This window comes from Stenotrophomonas sp. CC22-02 (genome assembly GCF_004365115.1).
Taxonomy (GTDB): Bacteria; Pseudomonadota; Gammaproteobacteria; order Xanthomonadales; family Xanthomonadaceae; genus Stenotrophomonas; species Stenotrophomonas forensis.
The window spans coordinates 3862410-3887490 of the sequence record NZ_SOCO01000001.1; the positions used below are offsets into that span (position 1 = coordinate 3862410).

Consider the following 25081-nt stretch of genomic DNA (forward strand, 5'->3'; position numbering starts at 1 on the left):
GTCGCTCCTCAGAAGGTCAGGCCAAGCCGCGCATATACGCGGACATCGCGGCCGTCACCCGGTCGCAGGGCGCTGGTCGGCTTGGCCGCCGCCACGCGCAGTTCCAGGTTCTTCCACTGGCGCAGGCGGAAGGTCGCGCCCATTCCCACCGATGCCAGGTCGGCCGGTGCCTCCAGCCCATCAACATCGAACACCCGCGCCTGGTCGGCGAACACATCCAGCTCCAGCACTTCGCGCCATGGCACGCCCCGGAACGGCGAGGCCACATCGCCGAAGCCCGGCGCGTCGACGTGGTACTCCAGCGCCCCGAACCAGCCACGATCACCCAGGGTCTCGCCCTGCGCGTATCCCCGCACGCTGTCGTTGCCACCGACCTGGAACTGCTCCAGTGCCGGCAACGAGTTGTTGCTGTACTGGCCATTGAACTTGAACAGCAGGCGTTGGCTGCGGCTGAGGTACTGCAGCCGCAGCAGGCCCAGGCGCACCACGTTGAACCGGCTGTCACGTGTCGGGTTGATCGCATCGAAGTCGGCCGAGCGATCGCGCAGCGACTGGCGCACGCTCAACTGCGCCAGGTTGATGCCATGCCAGCGTGCATCGTTGTGGCGCACGCTGGCCCCCACCTCGGCCACATCGTATTTCTGCTTGGAAAGAACCAGCCCCAGCGCTTCAAAGCGCGAGCTTTCACGGATGTAGCGCGCCGAGCTGGTCACCTGCAGATCGGGCCGGTTGATGAACTTCCAGTCGGCGCCTGCATAGGCCTGCGACGCCGGTCCCTTGAGCTTGAAGCCACGCAGGATGCCGTCGTCCACCTCCAGCTCGCTGCGGTTGGCACCGGCCAGCACCGACAGGCCCTGGACAGCCTGCAATGGCACGCTGTAGGACAGTGCGCCGGCACGGCTGGCCTGTGGATCGAATGCATAGGTGCCACTGGCGGCGAACACATCGCCCAGGCCCAGTGGGCTGTTCCAGGTCACACCCAGCTGGGCACGGCCGCGCCCGGTCAACGCGGTGCCATGGTTGTCCACGCTGGTGCTGATCTCGTAGGGCCGGCCGCTTTCACGCGCGACCAGCACCAGGTCGGTTTCACCGACGTTCTCGCCGGGTTGCAGCACCGAGGAAACGGAAACCCCCGGCAGGTCACGCGCGTACAGCAACGCGCTGTCGATGTCGGCCTGGCGCAACGGCTGCCCACGCAGGCGTTCGGCCACGTTGCTGAGCGTATGACTGCGGTAACGCTGGTTGCCCTGCACCACCACCTTGCCGATGCGCCCTTCCAGCACGCGCACTTCGATGCGGCCCTCGGCATCGAGCTTCTGCGGCGGCAGGTAGGCGACGCTGACCAGGAAACCCGCCTTGCGATAGGCCGCCGTCACCGCGTCCGCCGCCCCCTGCAGCTGGGCGAAGTCCAGCACCGCCACGTCGGCGCCCTGCGCAATACGCGCGAAGTACGCATCCAGCACAGCCTGGACGTGGGCGGGCGTGATGCCTCGTTGTGGATGCTCACCGACGTCGCTGGCGCGGAAACCACGCACCTGCAGGGTCTGGCTGCCGGTACGCGCGTCCATGTCGGGCAACCGGGTGTCCGCTGGAATGTCGGCCGGGGGGGCCGCCGCCGCAACAGGCAATGCTGCAGACAGCAGCAACGCGAACGACGAACGCTTCAACGGCATCAAGATGTCCTCCAATGACGGCAGATGTCCAAGGCAACGGACAACGCTCCGCCAGTCCCCGGGCGGAGTGCATGAAAAAGACAGGCGCAGCAGAACGCGCTGGCAGCCAGCAGGCGATCCGCCCACGGCCCAGACATGCATGCACCTCAACAACCCCGCGCGGAGGATGCCACAAAGAATGAACGGCGACGCGTGCCGTTCGTAACCGTTCGTCGGACACGCCTCTGCAGGGCCGATGTCGACGCCACATGGATCGATCTGAATGCTCGTGCGCCACTCAGGGCCCACAAAAGACAACGCCGGCGCGCATCCTGCGGCCGGCGTCGGGTCCCCTCCCCGGGAACGCGTGAATCAGCGGGTGTGGATCAGCGGATGACCAGCACCGGCAGCGTGCTGCGTGCCAGCACTTCGGCGGTCTGGCTGCCCAGCAGCACCCGGGTGACGCCACGGCGGCCATGCGAGGTCATCACGATCAGGTCGCTGTTGCGCTCACCCGCCGTCTCGATGATGCCGTCGGCCGCGTAGCGGTCCAGTACATGCACCGGGTTGGCGGTGATGCCCTGCTCGGCGGCCTTGGCCAGCGCCGGCTGCAGCACCTTCTGTGCGCCTTCCTCGCGGTCGGCCTTGTACTCGGGGCTGTTCATATAGCCCACGCTCCAGCCCATGGCGTCGTACATGCCGACGGCCCACGGCTCGGAAACGGTCACGATATCGACCTCGGCATTGAGGTCCTTGGCCAGCTCCAGGCCCTTGGCCAGGCCCTTGTCGGCCAGCTCGGACCCGTCGGTGGCAATCAGGATGCGCTTGTACATGGTGGGGCTCCGTAGCGATCTGCCAGATGGGAACGACACCATTGCACACCGGATGTGCAGGCCGCGCCTTGAGCAGGATCAATCCGGCGCCGCGCAGCGGCGTGTGCGCATCGCCCGCTTGCGTGCGCCGGTCAGTGCGGCGCATGCTCGGCGGGCGGCGCACTGCCGCGCTCAAGGACGACCGACATGCAGGACAACAAACCGCCCGCCTGGAGTTCCCAGAAATCCATCCTGGTCGCCGCGATCATCGCCTTGGCGGTGCTGTTCGGCGGCTACCAGATCGGCAAGGACATGGCGCTGCGCGACAACGCGCGGCAGGCGGCCGGCCGCTAACGGGCTGCCGTAGAGTCGAGCTTGCTCGACTGCTTTCTTTGCGGGTAGAAGCAGTCGAGCAAGCTCGACTCTACCGTTGCTTTGTTCAGGCGATCTGCACCACGCGCGCGTTCTGGCACAGCGGGTAGCTGGCCACGAAGTCAGCGATGGCATCACGCATCGCCACGAACGATTCGCCGTACATGTACAGCGCGGTCTCGGTCGGGCCCTGCCACCAGCTGCAGATCTCACCGAGGCCGTCGATGTTCTCCGACAGCTGTTCGAACACGTGGTTGGAATCGCACTGCTCGTAGACGTCGTCCGGCAGGGTCAGCCCGTCCAGGTAGATGCCCAGCCCTTCGGTCACGCCGAAGCTGCGGTCAGCCTCGCCTGCGCCCTGCAGCTGCGAGCCTTTCGGCGCGCCCAGCTGCTCCAGCAGATCGATCAGCTTCGGCACGCCACTCGCATCGATCAGCGCCACTTCGATATCGCCGTACTCGACTTCACCCAGGTCGGACATCGCGGTGCCGCCGCCGGTCAGCTCACCCACCTGGGCCGCCTGCAGCAGCGCATCGAGCGGATCCTCGAACAGTTCATGGCGGTGCTCCGGCTGCAGCCGGGCGTTCAACTTCACGGTGACGTGCAGCGTGGGTTCGGTCATGGGGGCGTTCCTGTGAGAAGTGCCGCCTATTGTAGAGTCGAAGGTAGCGGCAGGAGCCGCTGCCAACGTCGCTTGCGACGGCCCGAAGGGTGCCGGTCAGGACGACCGGCATAGCTTGCTCGACTGCTCCTTCCCCACCAGAAGCAGCCGAGCATGGCTCGGCTCTACAGGAATTCCCGGCCCCTCGACGGCGATCAGATCACCGTCAGGTTGGCATACGCCATCACCAGCCACTTGCTGCCGGCGTCGGCGAACTCGACCTGCACACGGGCGTGGGCACCGCTGCCTTCGTAGTCGGTCACCATGCCTTCGCCGAACTTGGGATGGGTGACCAGTGCGCCGAGCTTGAGCGGCGGTGCCTCGATCGAGGCATGGCCCATCACCCGGCTGCTGCCCAGCGAGGCCGGCCGCGAGACCTGCACCTTCGGGCGGACTTCATGCAGCAGTTCGCGCGGGATCTCGCGCAGGAAGCGCGACGGCAGGCTGTAGTTGTCCTGGCCATGGATGCGGCGCGATTCGGCGTAGCTCAGCACCAGTTTCTGGCGCGCGCGGGTGATGCCCACGTAGGCCAGGCGGCGCTCTTCTTCCAGCCGACCGCTTTCCTCCAGCGAGCGTGCACTGGGGAACAGGCCTTCTTCCAGGCCGGCCAGGAACACCAGCGGGAATTCCAGGCCCTTGGCCGAGTGCAGGGTCATCAGCTGCACGCCGTCCTCGCCCGCCTGCGCCTGGCCCTCACCGGCCTCCAGTGCCGCATAGGCCAGGAACGCGACCAGCTCGTCCATGTCCTCGCCCACTTCCTCGATGTCGTCGGCGCGGCGTACGAAACGCGAAGCCACCGAGACCAGTTCGTCGAGGTTGTCGGTGCGCGATTCCGAATCCAGCGCGTTGCGGCTTTCCTTGCTCCAGTGCTCGCGCAGCTGCGAGCGGGCCAGCACGTGGTCTACGCGCTCGGCCAGGGTCATGTGCAGGGTCTGCGCCTGCAGCTCGTTGACCAGCACCAGGAAGCCGGCCAGCGCATTGCGCGCACGTGCGGCCAGCGCGCTGCCCTGGGTGACCAGCATGGTCGCTTCCCACAGCGAGATGCCCTGCGCGCGCGCCTCGCGGCGCACTTCGTCCAGCGTGCGGTCGCCGATGCCACGGGTGGGCGTGTTGACCGCGCGCTCGAACGCCGCGTCATCGTTGCGGTTGGACAGCAGGCGCAGGTAGGCCAGCGCGTCCTTGATTTCGGCACGCTCGAAGAAGCGCATGCCACCGTACACGCGGTACGGCACCTGCTCGCTCAGCAGGGCTTCTTCCAGCGCGCGCGACTGCGCGTTGCTGCGGTAGAGCACGGCCACTTCGGTGTAGCTGCCACCGTCGCGCACCCACTGGCGCGCGCGCTCGACGATGTAGCGCGCTTCGTCCATCTCGTTGTACGCGGCATACAGGTCGATCGGCTCGCCGTCGCCGCTGTCGGTCCACAGCTGCTTGCCGATGCGGTCGGGGTTGTGCGCGATCACCGCGTTGGCGGCGCCGAGGATGTTGGCGGTGGAGCGGTAGTTCTGTTCCAGGCGGATGGTCTGCGCGCCCGGGAAGTCACGCAGGAAGCCCTGCACGTTCTCCACCTTGGCACCGCGCCAGCCATAGATGGCCTGGTCATCGTCGCCAACCACGAACACGTGGCCGGAATCACCGGCCAGCACGCGCACGAAGGCGTACTGGATGGCATTGGTGTCCTGGAACTCGTCCACCAGGATTTCGCGGAAGCGGGCGCGGTAGTGCGACAGCAGCGCCGGGTTGTCGCGCAGCAGCTCGTGCGCGCGCAGCAGCAGCTCGGCGAAGTCGACCAGGCCGGCGCGGTCGCAGCGCGCCTGGTACTCGATGTAGGCCTGGCGCATGGTTTCCAGCCACGCGTCGTTCGGTTCGGGCTGGATGTGCTGCGGGCGGCGACCTTCGTCCTTCTGCGCGTTGATCCACCGCGCGATCTGCTTGGCCGGGTACTTGCCGTCATCCAGTTCCAGCGCCTGCACCACACGCTTGACCAGCCGCAGCTGGTCGTCCGAATCCATCACCTGGAAGCCTTCGGGCAGCTTGGCGTCCTGCCAGTGCAGGCGCAGCAGGCGGTTGGCCAGGCCGTGGAAGGTGCCGATCCACATGCCGCGGCTGCCGTTGGGCAGCTGCGCATCGATGCGGTGGCGCATTTCGCCGGCTGCCTTGTTGGTGAAGGTCACCGCGAAAATGCCGTGGGTCGGCACGCCATCGACTTCATGCAGCCAGGCGATGCGGTGGGTGAGTACGCGGGTCTTGCCGGAACCGGCACCGGCCAGCACCAGGTGGTGGCCGGGGGGAGCGGAGACGGCTTCGCGCTGGGCCGGGTTCAGGCCATCAAGCAGGTGGGAGACATCCATGCCCCCATTTTACGGCATCGCCGTCGCGGCTCCTGCGACCACCTGGGTTGCCAGTGCCTGCGCCTGCTGACGCAGTTCAGGCACGGCCAGGCTTTCCCACAGGCTGCCGATGCGCAGGCTGCCGAGTACGCCCAATCGTGCCTGCGGCTGGCCGCCTGCGGCACACAGGCGATCACCCGGCACCGTGCTGTCCAGGCCCAGGCCGTGCGGGCCGGGGCGGGCCAGCCCTTCGGCCTGCAGCTGTTGCAGCAAGGGATTGCGCAGCGCGCTGGCACGGGTTTCCACGCCAGTGGCGTTGATCACCCCGCCGATCGTCCACTGCTGTTCATTGCCCGAGGCATCGCGGCCGGACAGCTGCACGGCGCCGCCCTCGCGCCAGACGCGCTGCAGGCGGCTGCGGTGAATGCGCAGCTGGCCGCTGTGCTGCAGCGCCTGCAACTGCGCATCCACTTCTTCGGCGATGCGGTGGCGATGCACGTCCCAATACCGCACCACATGGCGCAGGAAGCGGCGCTGGTCGGCCTCATCGAGGCTGCACCACAGCGTCTGCCCGTGCGGACGGATGCGGTCCATCACGCCCTGCCACGGCAGGCCTTCGGCCTGAGCCTGGCGCGCGAACCCGCGCAATGCACGCAGGCGCTGGCGCAGGTTCATCGGCATCAGCGTGGCCGGGTCGAAGCTGGGCAGGCCGCCGTGGGCATGCGACAACGGCAGCAGGCCATGGCGCGAGATCACGTGCAGCGGTCCGCTATGGCCGGCAGCGACCAACGCCAGCACGGTGTCGGCCATGCTCAGGCCAGACCCGACAATAGCCACGGCCTGCTCGCCGGCCAGGGTGCGTACGCCGTCGTAGTCCCAAGCCTCGATCACGTCATCGGCAGGCAGCGCATCGGCGCCGGCCACCGGCAGCGGGCGCATGCTGTTACCGGTGGCCAGCACCGCCTGTGCGGCGTGCAGCGTCTGGCCATCGCCCAGCTGCAGTTGGTAACCATGGTCATCCGGCTGCAGGCCCAGCACCGGCTGCGCGATCACCTGCAGCTGCGCCGGGCTGGCCGCGGCGGCGTCCTGCAGGCGCTGCTGCAGGTAGGCGGCGAAGTAGTGGCGGCACACGTAGCGCTCGCCCAGCACCTCGCGCGCCTCGCCCGGGTAGGCGTTGGCGGCCATCAGGTAGTCGAGGAAATCGCCGGGCGCGTCGGCAAACGCACTCATCTTCGCCGCTGGCACGTTCAGCAGATGCTCGGGCCACGGCGTGGCATAGGCGATGCCCTGCGCCAGCTGCGAGGCCGGCTCGAAGATGGCCAGCGCCAGCGGCGCACGGGCCTGGCGCAATACCTGGATCGCCACCAGCACCCCGGCCGCACCACCACCGATGATCGCCAGGTCCAGTTCGCCATTACGCGGTGAATCAGTCATGGGCCGATTGTAGGCCATCGGCGATGACAGGCCGGCGTGCCGAAGCGGGCGGTTACTGCGGCCTCACATCAACGCATCGGCCAGGCGTGCGATGCCTTCGCGGCTGCGCCGCCACGTCGGGCGGCTGCGCCACTGCTGCAGGTCCAGCTGCCGTGACTCGCGCAGGTAGCCGTCCTCGATCGCGCACAGCTGCTGGACCAGCGCGCGGTCGTAGCAGATCAGGCCGATTTCGGCATTCAGCGCGAACGAGCGGATATCCATGTTGATCGAGCCGAGCACGGCGATGTCCTCGTCCACGCTCATGTGCTTGGCATGCAGGAACTGCGGTTCGTACAGGGCGATGCGCACGCCGCAACGCAGCAGCTCGTCGTAGTACGCCTCCTGCGCCCATGAGGTCAGCCGCTGGTTGTTGCTGGCCGAGAGGATCAGCTGCACCTGCACGCCGGACAACGCGGCAATGCGCAGCGCGCTCAGCGTGGCTTCGTCAGGCACGAAATACGGGGTGACCATCACCAGCCGGCGCCGTGCCAGGTGGATCAGCGCCGCCACCGCATCGCGTGCGTTGCTGTACGGGTAGGCCGGGCCGCTGGGCAGCAGCTGGGTGGCGATGTCATCGCTGCACTCGGGTACATCGGCGATCACGTCCAGGCGCTGGCCGGTTTCCATGTACCAGTCGCTGGCGAACACCGCTTCCAGGTGCGCCACCGCCGGGCCACGCACGCGCGCCACCAGCTCGCGGTTCGGGTGGCCGGGCACGAAGCCGGGGCCGGCCAGGTTCTGCGAACCGACATAGGCCACTTCGTTGTCGATCACCGCGATCTTGCGGTGGTTGCGCAGGTCCATGCGCCCGCTGCGGCGCCAGCGCAGGCCACCGGGCAGCATTGCACGCACTTCGATGTCGCGCGCTTCCAGGCGCTTTCGATAGGCGCGCAGGCCGCGCTTGGCGCCCACCGCGTCGAGCAGCACACGGCACTGCACGCCGCGCGCGGCTGCACGCTGCAGCGCCTCGACCACCGCCTCGCCCACCGCATCATCGAACATCAGGTAGTACAGCAGGTGCACGCGGTCTTCGGCCTGGTCGATGTCGGCGATCAGCGTATGCAGCGATTCGTCGTAGTCGGTCAGCAGGTCGACCGCGTTGCCGTGCACCGGCATGAAATCGCCCTGGCGCTGCACCAGCGGCACGATCTCGGCGCAGGCGGTGTCCGGTTGCGGGGTCCAGCGCAGGCGGTGCTGCAGCGCCTGCTCCTCGCGGATGACCTGCGAGGCCTCGGCCTGGCGGCGGATGCGCTCGCGCGACAGCCACGGGTGGCCGAACAGCAGGTACAGCGGCAGGCCCAGCAGCGGCACGAAGCCGACCAGCAGCAGCCAGCTGCGCGCCGCCCCCGGCGTGGTGCGGGTGGGGATCCAGCACAGTGCGACCAGCCGGATCAGCCAGTCGATCAGCAGCAGGTACGAACCCAGCAACCACTCGAACAGCATCGCGTCGCCCGTCGGGAGGTGATGGGCCATTCTGCCCAGCAGGGTGTGTAGAGTCGAGCTTGCTCGACGGCTTTGAACCAGCGTGTCGACCAAGGTCGACACCTACCGGGTGTGGGGACAGCATGCCGACCAACGGTCGGCACCCACTGCGGCAATGCCGGAACGGTCGGCCCCTCCACGGGAATACCAGGCATGAAAAAACCCGCCACAAGGGCGGGTTTCTTCGCGGGGACCAGCAATCCTTGCGGATTACTTGATCTTGCCTTCCTTGTACGGGACGTGCTTGCGCACGACCGGATCGTACTTGGAGAATTCCATCTTCCCCGGGGTGTTCTTCTTGTTCTTGTCAGTCGTGTAGAAGTGACCGGTACCGGCGGTCGAAATCATACGGACCTTATCGCGCTTGCCTGCCATGATCGTCTACTCCTCAGACCTTTTCGCCGCGCGCACGCAGCTCAGCCAGAACGGAATCGATGCCGTTCTTGTCGATGGTGCGCAGTGCATGCGCGGAAACACGAAGCTTCACCCAGCGGTTCTCGCTGGCAACCCAGAAGCGACGCTCGTGCAGGTTGGGCAGGAAACGACGACGGGTCTTGTTGTTGGCGTGCGAGACGTTGTTACCGGTCTGCACTCGCTTGCCGGAAACCTGGCATACGCGGGACATGGCGCACCTCGATAGTAAGTTGTGTCAGCCCGTAGCCCGGGAGACGGCGGCCTCAGTGGTTGCCCACCACACGTCAAGAGAATCAAAGGGTTACGCTGGCGTTGGGCGGCCGGGGACGTGCTCCCGGGGGTGCCGCCCGGTAGAAAACCGGACACAGCGAGCCGCGCATTATGCATGGGTTCAAGCACTTGCGCAAGTTACCCACAGGCCGGAGCTGAACAGGATGGCCGCCTTCCTGTAGAGCCGAGCCCATGCTCGGCTGCTTCGGCCCGCAAGACCGAGCCGAGCGTGGGCTCGGCTCTACACAAGCGGCCGGGCTCAACGCAGGTGCGGGATCACTTGGGCCAGCAGATGGGCATCCTTCAACGCGCCATGCAGGCCGCGGTTGCCTGGAATGCGCAGGCGCTGCAGTACATCGTCCAGCTTGTTGCCCTGGCCGGGCCAACGCCCGCGCGCCAGCTTCAGGCTGCAGGTGATGCGGCAATGCTGGGCCAGCGTGCCGGGAATGCCGGACAGGCGCAGCTCGTTGTCCAGGAAACCCACGTCGAAGGTGGCGTTGTGCGCGACCAGCTCGCTGCCGCGCAGGAACGCCAGCAGTTCGGCGGCCTTGCTGGAGAACAGCGGCTTGCCCACCAGCATCGCATCGCTGATGCCATGCACGCGCTGTGCGCCCCAGTCGACCTTGCGCTGCGGCTGCAGGTAGGTGTGGAACTGGCGCCCGGTGAGCTGGCCATCGATCAGTTCGACGGCACCGATCTCGATCACGCGATGGCCGAGCCGATGGGAGATGCCGGTGGTTTCGGTATCCAGTGCGACGATGCGGCTCATGCGTGACGAAGTTTCCTGTTGCGTGCCGTGGTGATTTTCGCACGTGCAGCCGCGTGAGCGGATTCGGAAACGTTGCAGATGCTCACCCCAGCACCTCCACCACCCAATCAATGAACACCCGCAGCCGCTGGCTCATGTGCCGGTTCGGCGGAAACATCACATGCATCGGCATCGGTGGCAGCTGCCATTCCTGCAGCATCGGCAGCAGCTCGCCACGCGCCACGTGCGGCGCGGCCATGTAACTGGGCAACGCCACCACGCCCAGCCCCGCCAACGCAGCCGCCAGATAGGCGTTACCGTCGTCGAAGCCGACCGTGTAGCGGCCCTGCACCTCGATGCGTTCATCGCCACGTTGAGCGTTGAACACCCTGGCCCGGCCACTGCGCGGGCTGAGGAAGCCGACCATGTGGTGATCGGGTCCTTCCAGCGCGCGCGGGTCGGCCGGCAGGCCGAAGCGCTGCACATAGCCCGGGCTGGCGTGGAAGCCGATCGGCAGCGCGCCGAGCGGCCGCGCCACCAGTGCCGGGTCGGCCGGGGTGCCGCCACGGATCACGCAGTCGACGTTGTCGGCGATGACATCGACCTCGCGGTCGCTGACGCCGATGTCCAGCTGGATCTCCGGGTAGCGCGCCTGAAAATCCGGCAGCGCCGGCACCAGCCGCAGCCGAGCGTAGGGTCCGGGCACATCCACCCGCAGCCGCCCGCGCGGCTGGGTGGCCGCATCACCCAGCCCACCCTCCACCTCTTCCAGCTCGGCCAGCAGGCGCGCGATGCGCGGGTAGTAGGCCGCGCCATCGGCGGTGACGCTGACCCGGCGCGTGGTGCGGTTGAGCAGGCGCAGCCGCAGGTGCGCCTCCAGCTGCTGTACCAGCTGTGTGACCGTGGTGCGGCTGACCTGAAGCGAGAGCGCGGCGCGGGTGAAGCTGCCGGTCTCCACCACCCGGGCAAACGCCCGCATCGCCTCGAAGCGGTCCATGACAGGCCGTGATTGTTTGGGATTGGCAATCAATTTAGGCAGATCATCGCGGTTTATCCAGACAGCGAAGGGGCGGACGATGGCGTTCTCTCCCACGGGATCTTCCCCATGTCACAGCGCGATGTCGTTTTCCCCGCCGGGCGCCAGGCCCTGTACGAGCGCAACCGCTACTCGCCGGCGATCCGATCCGACGGCTTCCTGTTCGTTTCCGGCCAGGTCGGCAGCCGCGAGGACGGCTCGCCCGAGCCGGACTTCGAAGCGCAGGTGCGCCGCGCCTTCGACAATCTCAATGCAGTGTTGGCTGCCGCAGGCTGCACGTTCGATGACGTGATCGACGTGACCGTGTTCCTGGTCGATCCGGAAACCAACTTCGAGAAGGCGTGGGCGATCGTGCCCGAGTACTGGGGCGAGGCGCCGCATCCGACCCTGACCGGTATCGGCGTGACTTGGCTGTATGGCTTCCAGTTCGAGATCAAGGTGATCGCGAAGCTGCCTGCAGACCGGTAGTGCCGGCCGCTGGCCGGCAGCATCGAAAGGCGTGTCGACCAAGGTCGACACCCACCAGGGCAGGAGGTCGGCACCCACCAGGGTAGGAGGTCGGCACCTACCAGGGCAGGAGGTCAGCGCCCACATGCGCAGAAAGCCCCCCAGGCCGTCCACCTGAACGGGAGATTCCGACGGATTCCCGAAGCGGCCATTGATATTGTATCCGGCGAAAACCGCTTGCTAGCCTCCCCTTCATGCGCCGGATCTCCCGCCACCTCCGCTCGTACCTGCTGATGCTGCTGATGGCGGCGTTCGTGGTCGTGCCGGTGGCCGACGCACTGGCGTGCACGGTGGAACCGCACGCCAGCACGGTGCACGTGGAGTCCGCGCCGGATTCCAATGGCGATACCGATGGCAAGCATGTCGGTGCCTGTGGCCACAACCACTGCCACCACTCCAACTTGAGCCTGCCGGCCAGCACCCTCGCTGCCTTCGGTGCGCCACTGCCGGCGCGCTGGATGAATGCAGGCGATGCGGCGACCTATGCGGTCGCCCAGGATGAATTGACGCGTCCTCCCCGGGCGTGAGTTGAGCGCGTCCCGCGATTGCGGGCTCCCGTTTCACTCACAACCGGAATCCCCCTATGTCGATCCTGACACCTCGGTCGCCGCGCGCGGCCGGGCTGGTCGTCGCTGTGCTGCTGGGCCTGGCCCCGGCGGCATCGGTGATGGCGCAAGCCGCCCCCTCCTACGACACCCTGCTTGAACGCCTGGACCAGCTGCCCGGCACCCGTGTGGGCACGGCACTGGCCGAAGCCGCCGATGCGCGCGCCGACCAGGCCCGTGCGTTGCCCAACCCTTCCCTCTCCTACTCGGCCGAAAATGCCTGGGGCACCGGCTCCTATGGCGGCATGGGCAAGGCCGACACCGTGCTCACCCTGTCCCAGCCGCTGGAGGTCTGGGGCCAGCGTGGCGCGCGCGTCCGTGCCGCCCGGGCCGAGGCACAAGCCGCTGCCCTGCGTGGTTCGCAGAGCCGCAGTGATGTCGCCAGTCAACTGGCGGTGGTCTACGCACAGGCGGAAAGTGCATTGCGTCGTTACACCCTCGCCAGCGAAGCGCTCGCGCTGACCCGCGATGATGCGGCCGCCGTCAACGCGATGGTCAAGCAGGGCCGCGAACCGCAGCTGCGCGCGGTGCAGGCGCAGAGCGAAGTGGCCAATGCCACGGCGTCGCTGGATGAAGCACAGGCGTTCCGCGATGCCGCGCTGGCGCGGCTGGCCGGTGCCGCGTTGCTGGATGCGCCGGTGCAGTCGATCGACAACAGCCTGCTCGACCGTGCCCCGCCGCTGCCGCGTGGCGCCACCGATGTCGCGCTGGCCGTGCGCATCGCCGAAGCCGAGGCCGATGCGGCCGGCAAGCTGGTCGAGGTGGAGCGCAAGCGCGCCCTGCCCGACCTCAGCGTTACCGCAGCGCAAACCCGCTTCCGCGAAGGCGGCGAGCGTGCCTACAACCTCGGGGTCAGCCTCAGCATCCCGCTGTTCGATCGCAACCGCGGTGGCATCCGCGCCGCCAATGCCGACCAGCGCGCGGCCGAGGCACGCCTGGACCAGCAGCGCCGCGACAGCGAGGCCGAACGCCTGTCCGCCGTGGCCGGCCTGAAGGCCGCCGGCAGCCGTACCCGCGCCGCCGATGAAAGCGTGGTCGCCGCCGAAGAGGCGTATCGCCTGGCCCGCGTCGGCTTCGATGCCGGACGTATCTCGCAGCTGGAACTGCGCAGCACGCGCAGCGCCCTCATCGCCGCCCGCGGCACCGCCGTGGACGCGCGCTTGTCACGCGTCGGCGCGGAAATCGATCTTGCCCGCCTGGAAGGGCGCGCACCTTTTGTGGAGGCCCCATGACTCTCTCCCGTTCCTTCCCCCTGATCGGCGGCCTCCTGCTGACCGTGTTCCTGGCCGGCTGCGCCGGCAACGCGCAGACACCTGCCAATGAAGACCCCACAACGGCCAAGGCCGGCACCGACGATGGCCACGGCCACGCCGCCGACAGCAAGGAAGCCAAGGCGGAAGCGGCGAAGGCGCCTGCGGACGCAGATGAAGGCGTAGTGCAACTGACCCCGGAACAGATCAAGGCGTCCGGTATTGAAGTGGTCGCCGTCGGCCGCGGCGGTGGCGGTTCGACCCGCCTGTCCGGCCGGGTCGAACCGTCGGTAGGCGCACGTGCCTCGGTGGCCTCCACGGTGACCGGCCGCGTTGAACGCGTGCTGGTTGCGCCCGGCACGGCGGTGAAGCAGAACCAGGCGCTGGCCATCGTGGTCAGTGGTGAAGCCGCGGTGTTCCGCGCCAATGCGCTGGCTGCGTCGGCCGAAGCCGAGGCCGCGCGCCTGGCCTATGGCCGCGACAAGGCGCTGGTCGACCAGGGCGTGGTCGCCCGCCAGGAGCTGGAAGCCTCGCGCGCCCGCTCGCTGGCAGCACAGGCCCAGGCCGCCGCCGCGCAGGCGCAGGCCGCCGCCAACGGTGCGCCCGATGCCAGTGGCCGCGTGCGCATCACCAGCCCGGTGGCCGGCATCGTCGGCAACGTGCAGGTCACTCCCGGTGGCGTGGTTGCCGCCGGCAGCGCGGTGGCCGATGTCGCCGATCCGGCGATGAACGAGCTGGTGTTCACCGCACCGCCGGCGCTGGCCGCACAGGTCACGCCGGGCATGACGCTGGAAGTGAGCGTGCCGGGGGGCAGCTTCACCGCCACCGTTACCGGTTCGGCCGCCGATGTGCGCCAGCAGGGCGGTGTGGCGGTGATCCGTGCCACGCCGGTGAATGCCGCGCTGCCGCCGGCCGGTTCGCCGGTCTCGGCGGTGGTGGTCACCGAGGGCCAGGACGGTTCGCTCAGCGTGCCCGCCGATGCGGTGCAGAACGTTGATGGCAGCAGCGCGGTGTTCGTTGCCGTCGACGGCGGCTTCAAGGCACAGCCGGTACTGGCCGGGCGTCGGGCCGGCGACCGCATCGAGATCCTCGGCGGGCTGAGCGGCAGCGAGCGCATCGTCGGCGCCAACGCCTTCCTGCTCAAGGCCGAACTGGCCAAGGGCGAAGCCGAGCACGGCCACTGAGGAGGCGACCATGTTCAAGCTGATCATTGAAACAGCGGTGCGCCACCGCTGGCTGGTGGTGTTCATGGCGGCGCTGATCGCTGCCGTGGGCCTGTTCCAGCTGGGCAAGCTGCCAATCGACGCGGTGCCGGACATCACCAACCGCCAGGTGCAGATCAACACGGTGGCACCGGCGCTGACCCCGGAGCAGATCGAGCGGCAGGTGACCTACCCGCTGGAAACCGCGCTGGCCGGCATTCCCGGCCTGACCACCACGCGCTCGCTGTCGCGCAATGGCTTCTCGCAGGTCACCGCGATCTTCACCGATGCCACCGACATCTACTTCGCCCGCCAGCAGGTGGCCGAGCGCATGCGCGAAGCATCCGAAGACCTGCCCGATGGCGCGTCGCCGATGCTGTCGCCGGTCACCACCGGCCTCGGCGAAGTGCTGATGTGGACGGTGGACTTCACCACGTTCGATCCGGCCAGGCTGGCCAAGCTCGGTGAAGCCGGCTGGCAGGCCGGTGAGGTCTACCGCACGCCGGAAGGCAACCTGTTGCGCACGCCGGAAGAACGCGCCACCTACCTGCGCACCGTGCAGGACTGGATCATCGCGCCGCAGATGCGTTCCAGCCCGGGGCTGGCCGGCGTCGATACGGTCGGCGGCTACGTCAAGGAATACGGCGTGCATCCGGACAGCGCCCGGCTGGCCGCGCACGGTCTCGGCCTGGCCGATCTGGTCACCGCACTGCAGCGCTCCAACGTGCAGGCCGGTGCCGGTTTCGTGCAGCGTGCCGGCGAAGGCCTGGTGGTGCGTGCCGATGGCCTGGCGCTGACCACCGAGGATCTGGCACAGGCCCCGGTGGCCACCCGCAACGGCGTGGTGGTGCGCGTGGCCGATGTGGCCGAGGTCGAGCTGAGCCGCGCGCCGCGCCTGGGTGCGGCCAGCCGCAACGGCCATGAAGCCGTGCTGGGCACCGCGCTGATGATTGCCGGCGGCAACAGCCGCACCGTGGCGCAGGCCGCTGCCGCACGCCTTGAACAGGTGAACACATCGCTGCCGGCCGACATCGTGGCAGCGCCGGTACTGGACCGCAGCGTACTGGTCAATTCCACCATCAAGACCGTGGCCAAGAACCTCACCGAGGGTGCGCTGCTGGTGGTGGTGGTGCTGTTCCTGCTGCTGGGCAACCTGCGTGCGGCGACGATCACCGCGCTGGTGATTCCGCTGTCGTTCCTGTTCGCGGTGATCGGCATGAACCGCTTCGGCATCAGCGGCAACCTGATGAGCCTGGGTGCGCTGGACTTCGGCATCCTGGTGGACGGTGCGGTGATCGTGGTCGAATCGACCCTGCTGATGCTGGGCCAGCGCCGCGCCGAGCTGGGTCGTGCGCTGACCGCGATGGAACGCCTGCGCGTGGCCGCCGATTCGGCCATGAAGATGGCGCGCCCTGCGGCGTTCGGACAGCTGATCATCCTGCTGGTGTTCGCGCCGATCCTCACCCTGGAAGGTGTGGAGGGCAAGACGTTCCACCCGATGGCGGCCACCTTCATGCTGGCCTTGGTCGGTGCCTTCATCTTCTCCTTCACCTTCGTGCCGGCGATGGCCGCGCTGCTGGTGCGCGAGCCGAAGGCCAAAGACGGCGACGCCCATGCCGATGATGGAGAGCACGAGACCAAGCTGATCCGCGTACTGCGTGCGCGCATCGAGCCGGTGGTGCGCAGGGCGGTGGCCCATCCGCGCACGGTGCTGGCCGGAGCGGTGATGATGGTGGTGGTGGGCATCGGTTCGTTCTCGCTGCTGGGACGCGAGTTCATGCCGACGCTGGACGAAGGCAACGTGGCGATGCAGGCCCTGCGCGTGCCGTCGACTTCGCTGGAGCAGTCGCTGGCGATGCAGCTGGCACTGGAAAAGGCGATTGCCAAGCAGCCGGAAGTAGAAACCGTGTTCTCGCGCACCGGTACCGCCGAGGCCGCCATCGACCCGATGCCGACCAACATCTCCGACAGCGTGATCGTGCTGAAGCCACGCAAGGACTGGCCGGATCCGAAGCTGGGCAAGGATGTGCTGGTGGCGCGCTTCGAAACGCTGGCCGGGCAGCAGCTGGGCAACAGCTTCGAGTTCAGCCAGCCGATCGAGCTGCGCTTCAACGAGCTGATTTCCGGCGTGCGTACCGACCTGGCGGTGATGATCTTCGGCGATGATTTCAGCCAGCTGCAGAAGGTGGCCGACCAGGTGGCGTTGAAGCTGCGTGCAGTGGAGGGCGCGGCCGACGTGCGGGTGGAGCAGATCTCCGGCCTCCCTACGCTGAACGTGGCCATCGACCACGTGGCGGCGGCACAGTACGGGCTGACTGCCGCAGACGTGAGTGATGCGCTGTCCACCGGCATTGGCGGTACGGCAGCCGGCAAGATCTTCGAAGGTGATCGCCGCTTCAACGTGGTGGTGCGCCTGGACGATGCCTCGCGCAACGATCCGGACCAGCTCGCTTCACTGCCGATCGCTACGCCGTCGGGACTGGTGATTCCGCTGTCGTCGGTCGCACGCATCACGGTCAGCGAAGGGCCGAACCAGATCAGCCGCAACAACGGCAGCCGCCGCGTGGTGGTGCAGGCCAACGTGCGCGGGCGTGACCTGGGCGGCTTCGTCGGCGAAGCACAGGCGGCGGTGGCCGACGTGGCACTGCCGCCGGGTGCCTACCTGACCTGGGGCGGCCAGTTCGAGAACCTGCAGCGCGCCGAGAAGCGGCTGGCGACGGTGGTGCCGGTGGTTTTCCTGCTGATCGGCAGCCTGCTGTTCATGGCACTGCGCAGCGGCAAGGAAGCCATTCTGGTGTTCAGCTGCGTACCGTTGGCGCTGGTTGGCGGCATCCTCGCGCTGCTGCTGCGTGGCATGCCGTTCTCGGTGTCGGCGGCGGTCGGTTTCATCGCCGTGTCCGGCGTGGCCACCTTGAACGGGCTGGTGCTGATGCAGGCGATCCGCGAGCGCCTGGATGCCGGCGACCTGCCGCTGCAGGCGGCGATCAACGGTGCATCGAGCCGTATCCGCGCGGTGCTGACCACGGCGCTGGTGGCGATCGTCGGTTTCATTCCGATGGCGATTGCCAGCGGTTCCGGTGCGGAGGTGCAGAAGCCGCTGGCGACAGTGGTGATCGGCGGGCTGATCACCGCCACCGTGCTGACCCTGCTGGTGCTGCCGACGTTTGCCGCGCGCGTGGCCAAGCCGCGGGCGATGGGGTGAAACATGACGGGGTCGGATCCTGCGATCCGACCCCGTTTTCCGATCCCCGGTAGTGCCGGCCGCTGGCCGGCAATGTCGAACGATTGCAGTGCATGCAGGTTGCCGGCCAGCGGCCGGCACTACCTTGGAACGGTCAGGCCTTCTTGCGTTCGGCGATGTAGGCCTGGATCTGCTGTTCCAGCACCGGCAGCGGCACCGAGCCCTGCTTGAGCAGGGTGTCGTGGAAGCCCTTGATGTCGAACTTGTCGCCCAGTTCCTTCTCGGCCTGCGCGCGCAGGCGCACGATGGCGATCTCGCCCAGCTTGTAGCTCAGCGCCTGGCCCGGCCAGGAGATGTAGCGGTCCACTTCGGTGGTCACTTCATGCTCGCTCAGCGCGGTGTGGTCACGCAGGTAGGCCAGTGCCTGCTCGCGGGTCCAGCCCTTGCTGTGCACGCCGGTGTCGATGACCAGGCGCGCGGCGCGCCACATTTCGTAGGTCAGGCGGCCGAAATCTTCGTACGGGGTTTCGTAGATGCCCATCTCCACGCCCAGCTTCTCGCAGTACAGCGCCCAGCCTTCGCCATAGGCGGAGATGTAGGCGTTGCGGCGGAACTCGGGCAGGTTCTTCTGCTCGGCGGCGATGGCACCCTGCAGCGCGTGGCCCGGATCGGATTCATGCAGGGTCAGCGCCGGCAGGTTGTACAGCGGGCGCGACGGCAGGTTGTAGGTATTGAGCCAGTAGGTGCCCATGCCACCACGACCGGCGGTCCAGAACGGCGCGATGTCCGGCGGCACCGGCACGATGGTGAAGCGCGCGCGCGGCAGCGTCATGTACTTGCCCAGCTGGCCGTCAGCCCGCTTGGAGATCCACGCCGCGCGCGACAGCAGCTCTTCCGGGGTCTTGGCGTAGAACTGCGGATCGGTACGCAGGAAGGTCAGGAACTCGGCGAAGCTGCCCTTGAACTTCACCTGCTTGATGATGTCGTTCATCTCGCCCTGGATGCGAGCGACTTCGCCCAGGCCGATGCGGTGGATCTCGTCCGGCGACAGGTCCAGCGTGGTGTATTCGTGGATCTGCTGCTTGTAGTACGCCTTGCCGTCCGGCATCGCTTCGGCAGCCAGCGTGGTGCGCGCCTGCGGCACGTACTCGCTGACGAAGAAGGTGCGCAGCTGCTGGAATGCCGGCACTACCTTGGCACTGATCGCTTCGCGCGCCTGCGCCTGCAGCCGGGCCTGCTCGGCGGCCGGGATGCTGTTGGGCAGCTTCTTGAACGGCGCGTACAGCGGCGATTCGGTCGGGTCCTTCAGTTCGGCAACGGTGGCGATGGACACCTCGCGGCCGTCGAGCACGGCACGCGGCACGCTGAAACCGCGCTTCAGGCCGGCGCGCATGTTCTCGGTCTGCTGGCCGAAGTAGCGCGGCACGTCATTCAGGCGTGCGATGTAGTTCTGGTAGTCCTGCACGGTCTTCATCTCGCGCCGGGCCATGAAGGACAGGTTCGACCAGAACGAGGAGTCGGCGTTGAACGGCATCTCGTAGCCGCGCAGGCGCACCTCTTCGGCCAGGTTGAACACCTGGTCGCGGTAGATCGCGTAGTTGACCTGGTTGTCGGCCGACAGAGTCTTCGGGTCGATCTTCTTCAGCGCGGCCAGAGTCTCGTCCCACACCTTCAGGCGTGCCTGCTGTGCGGCCGGGCCGACGTCGGGCATGCGGGTGGCATTGGCCGGGGCGTCTTCGTCCTCGCTGGCCTCACCGCCGCCGTCCTGGCGCCACTTCCATTCCTTCTCGTACACCGCACGGAAGGCGGCGTCGGCGGGCGATTCGGTGGCCACGCTGGCCGGTGCAGCGGTGGCGGGCGGTGCGGCCAGGGCCACGGCGGGTGTGGACAGGGCAATCAGCAGGGCAAGGGCAAGACGGGTTTTCACGAGCACAGGTTCCCGGGAAGGCAGACCCCGATCATGGCACCGCCCACCGCCCGTGGCATGGGACGAAGGTCCTGCCTGCAACGCAGGCAGGACCGGGAACCGGCCGCAGGCCGGGGCCCCAGCGCCGAAGGCGCGTGGTAGAGCCGACTGTTAGTCGGCTGCTCTTCCGCCAGACGTGGCAAAGTCCCGCTGCTCTGGTAGCTGCCAACCTTGGTTGGCATCACGGAAACCCAGCGCCGACCAAGGTCGGCATATACCGGGGACGGTCGCCGGGCATGCAGTAGATCCACGCCATGCGTGGATATCCCGGGCCCGGATACATATGTGCCGACCAAGGTCGGCACCCACCGGATGGCGGCCCCGGAGGCCTCAGTGGCTGGCCCTGTCCCGCTTCCAGCCCCGGTGCTTGATGTCCAGCTGCAGGCTGTACAGCGCGGTGAACGCCGGGAACAGGTTCTGCAGCACGCCCACCGAGTCCTGCTTGGCCGAGAACAGGAAGTAGCTCAGCGTCATCAGGCTGCCGACCACGCTCATGTACCAGAACAGGCGCGGGATGACCGGCTTGCCGGCACGCTTGGAGGCGATGAACTGGACCAGCCAGCGGCCGCCGAACATCAGCGCGCCGGTATAGCCGATCAGCTTCCAGCCGGTCACGTGCAGGCCGGTCCAGTACAGCCAGGTCAGCGGCTGGTCGAGCCAGTGCAGTGCCAGGCCCATCACCGCTCTTCCACCGCGGTGCGCTTGCTGCGGGTGATCAGCCAAGCTACGCCACGCAGGTCGCGGATGCCGACCAGCGCGCGGCCCAGGTTGTTGTACTTGGACACGCCGGCGGTACGGTGGCGGTGGTTGACCGGCACGCTGGTGGTCTTCCAGCCGGCACGCTGCATCAGCGCCGGCAGGTAGCGGTGCATGTGGTCGAAGTACGGCAGGTCGAGGAAGGCGCTGCGCTCGAACAGCTTGATGCCGCAGCCGGTGTCGGGCGTGTCATCGCGCAGCATGCGCGCGCGGATGGCGTTGGCCCAACGGCTGGCCCAGCGCTTGCTGCCACTGTCCTGGCGGTTGACGCGCCAGCCGGCAAACAGCTTCACCTGCGCCTCGGCCGCATCGCGCGCGGCCAGCAGCTTGGGAATGTCGGCCGGATCGTTCTGGCCATCGCCATCCAGGGTGGCGATCCAGGGCGCCCGTGCATGCTTGACGCCGGTGCGCACGGCGGTGCTCTGCCCGCTCTGGTTCACGTGGTGCAGCACCCGCAGTTCCGGCGTGGTCGCCTTCAGGCCCTGCAGCACGGCCAGGGTGTCATCGCGCGAGTGGTCATCGATGTAGATGATCTCGAACGGTACCCGGCCACGCAGCGCCGCGGTGATTTCGGTGACCAGCGGGGTGACATTGTCGCGCTCGTTGAACACGGGGACGACAACGGAAAGCTCGGGTTGGCTCATAAGGCACTCGGCCAAAGGGGGACAAAGACCGCGCATTCTCCGAAACCGAGGTTATCCGAAGATGAACCCGGCGGCGTGAGGATCCGTCCTCAGGCGCGATCACCAAAGTACTCGCGGCACCATTCCACGACGGGTGGCAGTCCCGCTTCGATCGGGGTCACCGCGTCGAAGCCGAAGGCGTCATGGGCGCGCCGGGTATCGGCCATCGTGCGCACCATGTCGCCGGGCTGCATGGGCTTGTAGACCTTCTGCGCGGAGCGGCCGGCAGCCTGCTCGATCACGCCGATGAAGCGCTCCAGCTCGACCGGCGTATGGTTGCCGAGGTTGAACACCCGGTGCGGCACCGGACCGTCGGCCGGATGCGCGAGGGCGCCAAGGATACCGGCCACGATGTCGGAGACATGTGTGAAATCGCGCTGCATGCGGCCTTCGTTGAACACATCGATCGGCCGACCGGCCAGCACTGCGCGCGAGAACAGCAGCGGCGCCATGTCCGGCCGGCCCCACGGACCATATACGGTGAAGAAGCGCAGGCCGGTGGCATGCAGGCCATACAGCTGCGCGTAGGTGTAGGCCATCAGCTCGTTGGCGGCCTTGGTCGCCGCGTACAGCGAACGCGGCTGGTCGACGCGCTGGTCCTCGGAGAACGGCGGCGTGGCCGAATCCCCATAGACCGAACTGCTGGAGGCATATACCAGGTGCTGCACGCCACGGTGGCGGCACAGCTCGAGCATGTTGACGAAGCCGACCAGATTGCTGTCGACGTAGGCGTGCGGGTTTTCCAGCGAATAGCGCACGCCGGCCTGTGCGGCCAGGTGGATCACCGCGGTCGGCTGCACCTCGTCGAACAGCGCGGCCAGGCCATCGCGGTCGGTCAGGTCCAGCGTGCGCAGGTCCAGCGCCGGGCACAGCGCGGCCACGCGGTCGCGCTTGATCTGCGGGTCGTAGTAGTCGTTGAAGTTGTCCAGGCCGACCACCGGCTGGCCCGCCTCCAGCAGCGCGCGGGCGGTGTAGGCACCGATGAAGCCGGCAGCGCCGGTAAGCAGGAGGGTCATTGCAGTTGCCTGGAAATCAATGAGTACAGGTGCAGAGGATACGCTGCGGGCTCAGAACAGCCCGAAACGCTTCTTGGCCACATTGCTGCGGCCGGGTTCGATCACGTCCTGGATGTTCTTCGCATCGAAGCGGTCGAGCAGTGCTTCGGCGCCCTTTTTCAGCTTCAGGTCCATCTCTTCCGGGTACAGCGGCATGAGGGCCATGAAGGCGATGGTCTTGCCGTCCTCGAGCACCAGTTCGGCGAAGTCTTCCGGGGTGGTCACCGGCGGCAGCACGATGGCACCGTCGAAGCCCACGCCCGGCGCATAGGGCTCGCTGGGGTGGCCGTTGGGGATGGTGTGGCCGAAGCCCAGCCAGGTGTCGTACTCGTGCGGCAGCCGCGCCATTCCCTTCAGCAGGCGCACCGGCCAGTAGTTGCGCTCGTCCTCGAAGGCGTCCTGCGAGATCGGCCAGTCGGCCGGCAGGGTCACCATCAGCTCCATGTAGCGCGGCACGTCCGCATCCACCTCGGCGGGCACGGTCATCGGCAGGTCGCTCATGCCGGAGGTCACCAGCCGCAGGTACGGGAACTGCTCATTGGCCGGCACCACGTGCACGTCGATGTGCACCAGGTCGGAGATGATCTCGTGGAAGACGCCGGACACCGGGCCGAGATGGCGCTCGATGTGCGCGCCGATGGCCTCGATGTGCTCTTCGCCCTGCGCCGGCGTGAAGTCCTTCTGGCGACTGTGCACCATGATCGGGCTGCCGCCCGGGCTGACGTCGTCGAATGCGTTGCTCATGTCCTGCTCCCTGGATGAGGCCACGGGCCGGAAGGCAGTACATCCCACGGCGCGCGCGGCGGTGCGTTCCCTGTCATTCGCGGGACACGGCAGGAACGGGCCGCGTCCCCCGTTGCTGCACCGGGCTCAGCCCTGGCGCGTACGCAGCTTTTCCAGCACGCCGTCGAGCGTGTCCAGATCGGTGTAATGGATGATCAGCTTGCCCTTGCCGCCGCGGCCGTGGTTGATCGCCACCTTGGCACCCAGCGCTTCGGACAGCTCGGTTTCCAGCGAGGCGATGTCGGCCTGCTGCACCTTCGGCGTGGCCACCGGGCGGTTGCTCGGCACCTTGCCAGCGGCGAAGGCCTGCGCACGGCGCTCGACCTCGCGCACCGACCAGCCTTCGTCGGCCGCTTCCTGCGCCAGCTTGCCGGCCAGCTCGGGGGCCAGGGTCAGCAACGCACGGGCATGGCCCATTTCCAGGCGGCGGGTTTCCAGCAGCAGCCGGATCGCCACCGGCAGCTCCAGCAGGCGCAGCAGGTTGGACACCGCCGCGCGCGAGCGGCCGACGGCCTCGGCGGCCTCGGCATGGGTCAGGGTGAATTCGCTGATCAGGCGTTGCAGCGCTTCGGCTTCTTCCAGCGGGTTGAGGTCTTCGCGCTGGATGTTCTCGATCAGCGCCATCGCGATGACGGTGCGGTCTTCCAGCTCGCGCACCACCACCGGCACTTCGTCCAGGCCAGCCAGCTGCGAGGCGCGCCAGCGGCGTTCACCGGCGACGATTTCGTAGTTGCCCGCCGGCAGCTGGCGCACCAGGATCGGCTGGATCACGCCCTGCGACTTGATTGAGTCGGCCAGCTCGGACAGCTTGCCCTCGTCCATCTCGCGGCGCGGCTGGTACTTGCCCGGCTGCAGCTGGCCCACGGCCAGCTTGCGCAGCACTTCACCCGGCAGCGGCTCGATCACCGCGGTGGTGGCCTGCACCTGGCTGACCGCGCCCTTGGGACCGAGCAGCGCATCCAGGCCACGGCCGAGGCCTCGCTTCTTGGCTGCCGGCTTGCTGCTGGTCATCAGACGGTCTCCACGGCCTTGGCGGCCTTGTTGCGTTCGTTGTTGCGGCGGATGATCTCGCCGGCCAGGCCCAGGTAGGCCACGCCACCGCGCGAGGCGCGGTCGTAGCCGACGATGCTCTGACCATGGCTGGGCGCCTCGGCCAGGCGCACGTTGCGCGGCACGATGGTGCGGAACACGCGGTCGCCGAAGTGCTCGGTGAGCTCGGCCGAGACCGCGTTGGCCAGGTTGTTGCGCACATCGAACATGGTGCGCAGCACGCCTTCGATCTCCAGCGCCGGGTTCAGGCTGGTGCGCAGCGCTTCGATGGTTTCCACCAGCGCGCTCAGGCCTTCCAGCGCGTAGTACTCGCACTGCATCGGCACGATCACCGAATCGGCGGCGGCCAGCGCGTTGAGCGTCAGCAGCGACAGCGCCGGCGGGCAGTCGATCAGGATGTAGTCGTACTCGTCGCGGATCGGCGCCAGCGCGCGCTTCAGGCGCTGCTCGCGCTCGCTCTCACCCATCAGCTGGATCTCGGCGGCGGTCAGGTCGATGTTGCCGGGCAGCAGGTCGTAGCCCTCGGCAGCCTGCACGCGCACGTCGGCAGCACTGTTCTCGCCAAGCAGCAGATCGCAGGTGGAGGCAGCCAGCTCGCGCTTGTCCACGCCACTGCCCATGGTCGCGTTGCCCTGCGAATCCAGGTCGACCAACAGCACGCGCTTGGGTGCGTTGGCCAGGGAAGCGGCCAGGTTGACGGCGGTCGTGGTCTTGCCGACGCCACCCTTCTGGTTGGCGATGGCGATGATGCGGGCCATGCGGGTGTGCCTCGTCGACGTGTGCTGGGACCGGTCAT

Annotated in this window: 23 protein-coding genes; 6 read left to right on the plus strand and 17 right to left on the minus strand. The window is 67.7% G+C overall.

Features of this window, described 5'->3' with window-relative positions:
* Positions 1-8: 8 nt before the first annotated feature.
* A complete protein-coding gene (locus N440_RS17640) occupies positions 9-1568 on the minus strand; it encodes a ShlB/FhaC/HecB family hemolysin secretion/activation protein (RefSeq protein ID WP_208322809.1) in 1560 nt (519 codons plus the stop codon).
* 470 nt (positions 1569-2038) lie between these two features.
* Positions 2039-2485: a universal stress protein gene (locus N440_RS17645; RefSeq protein ID WP_005411629.1), complete on the minus strand. Its 447-nt coding sequence runs from the start codon at positions 2483-2485 to the stop codon at positions 2039-2041.
* 186 nt (positions 2486-2671) lie between these two features.
* Between N440_RS17645 and N440_RS20390 the strand changes: the two genes are divergently transcribed.
* Positions 2672-2818 (plus strand): hypothetical protein, encoded by a 147-nt coding sequence (locus N440_RS20390; protein ID WP_166671571.1) that lies wholly within the window; start codon positions 2672-2674, stop codon positions 2816-2818.
* An 85-nt stretch (positions 2819-2903) separates the two neighbouring features.
* Here the strand turns inward: N440_RS20390 and N440_RS17650 are convergent, their stop codons facing one another.
* The 8 genes from N440_RS17650 to N440_RS17685 all read right to left on the minus strand — a co-directional run bounded on the left by N440_RS17650 (position 2904) and on the right by N440_RS17685 (position 11208).
* A complete protein-coding gene (locus N440_RS17650; protein ID WP_133935910.1) occupies positions 2904-3458 on the minus strand; it encodes a hypothetical protein in 555 nt (184 codons plus the stop codon).
* A 194-nt stretch (positions 3459-3652) separates the two neighbouring features.
* Positions 3653-5845, minus strand: a complete 2193-nt coding sequence (gene uvrD / locus N440_RS17655; RefSeq protein WP_133935911.1) for a DNA helicase II — start codon at positions 5843-5845, stop codon at positions 3653-3655.
* 9 nt (positions 5846-5854) lie between these two features.
* Complete coding sequence (locus N440_RS17660; RefSeq protein WP_133935912.1) at positions 5855-7276, minus strand: FAD/NAD(P)-binding protein; 1422 nt, start codon at positions 7274-7276, stop codon at positions 5855-5857.
* Between the two features lie 45 nt (positions 7277-7321).
* Entirely contained in the window at positions 7322-8740 is a 1419-nt protein-coding gene (gene cls / locus N440_RS17665) for a cardiolipin synthase (RefSeq protein WP_133936055.1), read from the minus strand.
* A 249-nt stretch (positions 8741-8989) separates the two neighbouring features.
* A complete protein-coding gene (gene rpmG, locus N440_RS17670; RefSeq protein ID WP_170272460.1) occupies positions 8990-9157 on the minus strand; it encodes a 50S ribosomal protein L33 in 168 nt (55 codons plus the stop codon).
* A gap of 10 nt (positions 9158-9167) precedes the next feature.
* Entirely contained in the window at positions 9168-9404 is a 237-nt protein-coding gene (rpmB, locus tag N440_RS17675; protein ID WP_005411638.1) for a 50S ribosomal protein L28, read from the minus strand.
* A 318-nt stretch (positions 9405-9722) separates the two neighbouring features.
* Complete coding sequence (gene dnaQ, locus N440_RS17680; protein WP_133935913.1) at positions 9723-10232, minus strand: DNA polymerase III subunit epsilon; 510 nt, start codon at positions 10230-10232, stop codon at positions 9723-9725.
* An 82-nt stretch (positions 10233-10314) separates the two neighbouring features.
* A complete protein-coding gene (locus N440_RS17685; protein ID WP_133935914.1) occupies positions 10315-11208 on the minus strand; it encodes a LysR family transcriptional regulator in 894 nt (297 codons plus the stop codon).
* Positions 11209-11316: 108 nt separating this feature from the next.
* Between N440_RS17685 and N440_RS17690 the strand changes: the two genes are divergently transcribed.
* The 5 genes from N440_RS17690 to N440_RS17710 all read left to right on the plus strand — a co-directional run bounded on the left by N440_RS17690 (position 11317) and on the right by N440_RS17710 (position 18013).
* On the plus strand, positions 11317-11715 hold the full coding sequence (locus N440_RS17690; protein WP_133935915.1) for a RidA family protein: 399 nt from the start codon (positions 11317-11319) through the stop codon (positions 11713-11715).
* A gap of 233 nt (positions 11716-11948) precedes the next feature.
* A complete protein-coding gene (locus N440_RS17695; RefSeq protein ID WP_133935916.1) occupies positions 11949-12281 on the plus strand; it encodes a hypothetical protein in 333 nt (110 codons plus the stop codon).
* A gap of 56 nt (positions 12282-12337) precedes the next feature.
* Positions 12338-13591 carry a TolC family protein gene (locus tag N440_RS17700; protein ID WP_133935917.1) on the plus strand — a complete coding sequence of 418 codons (1254 nt, stop codon included), beginning with the start codon at positions 12338-12340 and terminating at the stop codon, positions 13589-13591.
* Entirely contained in the window at positions 13588-14793 is a 1206-nt protein-coding gene (locus N440_RS17705) for an efflux RND transporter periplasmic adaptor subunit (protein WP_133935918.1), read from the plus strand. Before N440_RS17700 ends, N440_RS17705 begins: the two co-directional genes overlap by 4 nt.
* 10 nt (positions 14794-14803) lie before the next feature.
* Positions 14804-18013, plus strand: a complete 3210-nt coding sequence (locus N440_RS17710; protein ID WP_133935919.1) for a CusA/CzcA family heavy metal efflux RND transporter — start codon at positions 14804-14806, stop codon at positions 18011-18013.
* A 133-nt stretch (positions 18014-18146) separates the two neighbouring features.
* Here N440_RS17710 and N440_RS17715 read toward each other — a convergent pair whose 3' ends face one another.
* From N440_RS17715 to N440_RS17745, 7 genes are all read right to left on the minus strand, one after another.
* Positions 18147-19895, minus strand: coding sequence for a DUF885 family protein (locus tag N440_RS17715; RefSeq protein WP_230078963.1), 1749 nt, complete (start codon positions 19893-19895; stop codon positions 18147-18149).
* 393 nt (positions 19896-20288) lie between these two features.
* Entirely contained in the window at positions 20289-20636 is a 348-nt protein-coding gene (locus N440_RS17720) for a lipid-A-disaccharide synthase N-terminal domain-containing protein (RefSeq protein ID WP_006476984.1), read from the minus strand.
* Positions 20636-21358 carry a glycosyltransferase family 2 protein gene (locus N440_RS17725; RefSeq protein ID WP_049455817.1) on the minus strand — a complete coding sequence of 241 codons (723 nt, stop codon included), beginning with the start codon at positions 21356-21358 and terminating at the stop codon, positions 20636-20638. The genes N440_RS17720 and N440_RS17725 overlap by 1 nt, the downstream gene beginning before the upstream one ends.
* Positions 21359-21447: 89 nt before the next feature.
* Entirely contained in the window at positions 21448-22413 is a 966-nt protein-coding gene (locus N440_RS17730) for an NAD-dependent epimerase/dehydratase family protein (protein ID WP_133935921.1), read from the minus strand.
* 51 nt (positions 22414-22464) lie between these two features.
* On the minus strand, positions 22465-23196 hold the full coding sequence (locus N440_RS17735) for a suppressor of fused domain protein (RefSeq protein ID WP_133935922.1): 732 nt from the start codon (positions 23194-23196) through the stop codon (positions 22465-22467).
* A 126-nt stretch (positions 23197-23322) separates the two neighbouring features.
* Entirely contained in the window at positions 23323-24246 is a 924-nt protein-coding gene (locus tag N440_RS17740) for a ParB/RepB/Spo0J family partition protein (protein ID WP_008267278.1), read from the minus strand.
* Positions 24246-25043: a ParA family protein gene (locus tag N440_RS17745; protein WP_006476989.1), complete on the minus strand. Its 798-nt coding sequence runs from the start codon at positions 25041-25043 to the stop codon at positions 24246-24248. Before N440_RS17745 ends, N440_RS17740 begins: the two co-directional genes overlap by 1 nt.
* Positions 25044-25081 lie beyond the last annotated feature (38 nt).

What these genes read in the sequence shown, in the direction of transcription:
- N440_RS17640 (WP_208322809.1), bottom strand. Translation starts at nt 1,568, where the DNA reads ATGGACGCGCGTACCGGCAGCCAGACCCTGCAGGTGCGTGGTTTCCGC.
- N440_RS17645 (WP_005411629.1), bottom strand. Translation starts at nt 2,485, where the DNA reads ATGTACAAGCGCATCCTGATTGCCACCGACGGGTCCGAGCTGGCCGAC.
- N440_RS20390 (WP_166671571.1), top strand. Translation starts at nt 2,672, where the DNA reads ATGCAGGACAACAAACCGCCCGCCTGGAGTTCCCAGAAATCCATCCTG.
- N440_RS17650 (WP_133935910.1), bottom strand. Translation starts at nt 3,458, where the DNA reads ATGACCGAACCCACGCTGCACGTCACCGTGAAGTTGAACGCCCGGCTG.
- uvrD (WP_133935911.1), bottom strand. Translation starts at nt 5,845, where the DNA reads ATGGATGTCTCCCACCTGCTTGATGGCCTGAACCCGGCCCAGCGCGAA.
- N440_RS17660 (WP_133935912.1), bottom strand. Translation starts at nt 7,276, where the DNA reads ATGGCCTACAATCGGCCCATGACTGATTCACCGCGTAATGGCGAACTG.
- cls (WP_133936055.1), bottom strand. Translation starts at nt 8,740, where the DNA reads ATGCTGTTCGAGTGGTTGCTGGGTTCGTACCTGCTGCTGATCGACTGG.
- rpmB (WP_005411638.1), bottom strand. Translation starts at nt 9,404, where the DNA reads ATGTCCCGCGTATGCCAGGTTTCCGGCAAGCGAGTGCAGACCGGTAAC.
- dnaQ (WP_133935913.1), bottom strand. Translation starts at nt 10,232, where the DNA reads ATGAGCCGCATCGTCGCACTGGATACCGAAACCACCGGCATCTCCCAT.
- N440_RS17685 (WP_133935914.1), bottom strand. Translation starts at nt 11,208, where the DNA reads ATGGACCGCTTCGAGGCGATGCGGGCGTTTGCCCGGGTGGTGGAGACC.
- N440_RS17690 (WP_133935915.1), top strand. Translation starts at nt 11,317, where the DNA reads ATGTCACAGCGCGATGTCGTTTTCCCCGCCGGGCGCCAGGCCCTGTAC.
- N440_RS17695 (WP_133935916.1), top strand. Translation starts at nt 11,949, where the DNA reads ATGCGCCGGATCTCCCGCCACCTCCGCTCGTACCTGCTGATGCTGCTG.
- N440_RS17700 (WP_133935917.1), top strand. Translation starts at nt 12,338, where the DNA reads ATGTCGATCCTGACACCTCGGTCGCCGCGCGCGGCCGGGCTGGTCGTC.
- N440_RS17705 (WP_133935918.1), top strand. Translation starts at nt 13,588, where the DNA reads ATGACTCTCTCCCGTTCCTTCCCCCTGATCGGCGGCCTCCTGCTGACC.
- N440_RS17710 (WP_133935919.1), top strand. Translation starts at nt 14,804, where the DNA reads ATGTTCAAGCTGATCATTGAAACAGCGGTGCGCCACCGCTGGCTGGTG.
- N440_RS17720 (WP_006476984.1), bottom strand. Translation starts at nt 20,636, where the DNA reads ATGGGCCTGGCACTGCACTGGCTCGACCAGCCGCTGACCTGGCTGTAC.
- N440_RS17725 (WP_049455817.1), bottom strand. Translation starts at nt 21,358, where the DNA reads ATGAGCCAACCCGAGCTTTCCGTTGTCGTCCCCGTGTTCAACGAGCGC.
- N440_RS17730 (WP_133935921.1), bottom strand. Translation starts at nt 22,413, where the DNA reads ATGACCCTCCTGCTTACCGGCGCTGCCGGCTTCATCGGTGCCTACACC.
- N440_RS17735 (WP_133935922.1), bottom strand. Translation starts at nt 23,196, where the DNA reads ATGAGCAACGCATTCGACGACGTCAGCCCGGGCGGCAGCCCGATCATG.
- N440_RS17740 (WP_008267278.1), bottom strand. Translation starts at nt 24,246, where the DNA reads ATGACCAGCAGCAAGCCGGCAGCCAAGAAGCGAGGCCTCGGCCGTGGC.
- N440_RS17745 (WP_006476989.1), bottom strand. Translation starts at nt 25,043, where the DNA reads ATGGCCCGCATCATCGCCATCGCCAACCAGAAGGGTGGCGTCGGCAAG.